The sequence below is a fragment of the Acidovorax sp. KPB24-03 genome, from assembly GCF_057546605.1.
Genome location: NZ_BAAJYR010000692.1, coordinates 1 through 1211, shown reverse-complemented (window position 1 = coordinate 1211; position 1211 = coordinate 1). Strand labels below are relative to the sequence as shown.

The 1211-nt window shown below is 46.5% G+C and carries 2 protein-coding genes and 1 pseudogene; all 3 read left to right on the top strand.

The annotated features are described in order from the left end of the window. Window positions 1–58: 58 nt before the first annotated feature. Window positions 59–165 (top strand): annotated as a pseudogene (locus AC27KI_RS25255) (RHS repeat-associated core domain-containing protein); the annotation flags it as partial. A 6-nt stretch (window positions 166–171) separates the two neighbouring features. Further along, window positions 172–597 carry a polymorphic toxin type 47 domain-containing protein gene (locus tag AC27KI_RS25250; RefSeq protein ID WP_487116538.1) on the top strand — a complete coding sequence of 142 codons (426 nt, stop codon included), beginning with the start codon at window positions 172–174 and terminating at the stop codon, window positions 595–597. A gap of 96 nt (window positions 598–693) precedes the next feature. Next, complete coding sequence (locus tag AC27KI_RS25245) at window positions 694–1107, top strand: hypothetical protein (protein ID WP_487116536.1); 414 nt, start codon at window positions 694–696, stop codon at window positions 1105–1107. The last annotated feature ends 104 nt before the right edge of the window (window positions 1108–1211 follow it).

Below are 1211 nucleotides of genomic sequence, written 5' to 3'. Positions count from 1 at the left end.
CCGAAAGCTGGGGCGCGGAGCGAGTCAGCAAACAGCGGCGGCGCCGCAGAACTTGAGGATGCAAGGGCAGTACCTGGATCGGGAAACGGGGTTGCACTACCAACACGTTCGGTACTACGACCAGACCTGGGGGCGTTCACGACGCCTGATCCGATTGGGCTGGCGGGCGGGATGAACTTGCATCGCTATGCGCCTAATGCTGTTGGTTGGGTTGATCCATGGGGATGGGCTTGCGGGGATGGCTTAACTGGAAGTAACTGGAAATTCAATCCAGCCAAAGATATTGATATGAGGGGCGGAGCCTCATATCGCGCAGCACTTGACGAGGCATTTAGTCGAACTGGTATTCCTAGGGAGCAATTCACGGTAACAAAATGGGGGAAAACTGCTGATGGTAAAAGTATTCCTGTTGAATACAGTGGCCCAGGAGGGGCGAACGTCAATATGGATATTCCCGGATATAACAATGTGAAGTCTAATGGCGCTCTTGGTGAAGGGCCGCATCAGCCACATATCGGATATCAAACGCCAGGTAAGGGTTCAAGTAGAACTCGAGGGCATATATTTGTAGACGACGTTCCCGCAACGAGGCAGTAATAATGAGTACGAAAAAAAAAGGCTGAAGAAATAATTTCCGCATGCGCTGAGTTAAGCATTGATGCAAAGCTGATTGATGCTTTATCTTTTGGCGAAATGAAGCGGATTATTTTTGAAAAATTTCGCCCTGAAAATACTTCTAATCATTACTCTATCGGGGGTGATTCGAAATCTCTAGTCACTGAAGATCACGAATTCTCTTTTTCAAAATATTTTCCTTCAATCGAAGGGTTTATATTTTTCGGTGAAGATGGCAATGAAGATGCGGTCTTTTTGAAAGATATAAGTTTACTGTCCTCTGTAATGGATGGCTGTTATGGCATGGAATATTTTATTTCGAATGAAAAAGCCACATTTTTAATTTCTGTAAATTGGTATGTCATAAATTTACAGGGGGAGCCAAAAATTGGATATCAGAATGAATTTATGGTGGTGCAGGGTTCAACCTCAATGACGGTGGAGGCGCTGCTTGGTGCCCCTTTGATTTGCTATACAAAAAATAGCAACTAAGGCAACAAGTGCTAGGGCAAGCGCCACTTTTCATTCAACCTTGTGAGTGCCGGCATCCTTGAACACCCGCTGCTGCAACACTTCGCCTACGACGCCCTGGGGCG

What these genes read in the sequence shown, in the direction of transcription:
- AC27KI_RS25250 (WP_487116538.1), top strand. Translation starts at nt 172, where the DNA reads ATGAACTTGCATCGCTATGCGCCTAATGCTGTTGGTTGGGTTGATCCA.
- AC27KI_RS25245 (WP_487116536.1), top strand. Translation starts at nt 694, where the DNA reads ATGAAGCGGATTATTTTTGAAAAATTTCGCCCTGAAAATACTTCTAAT.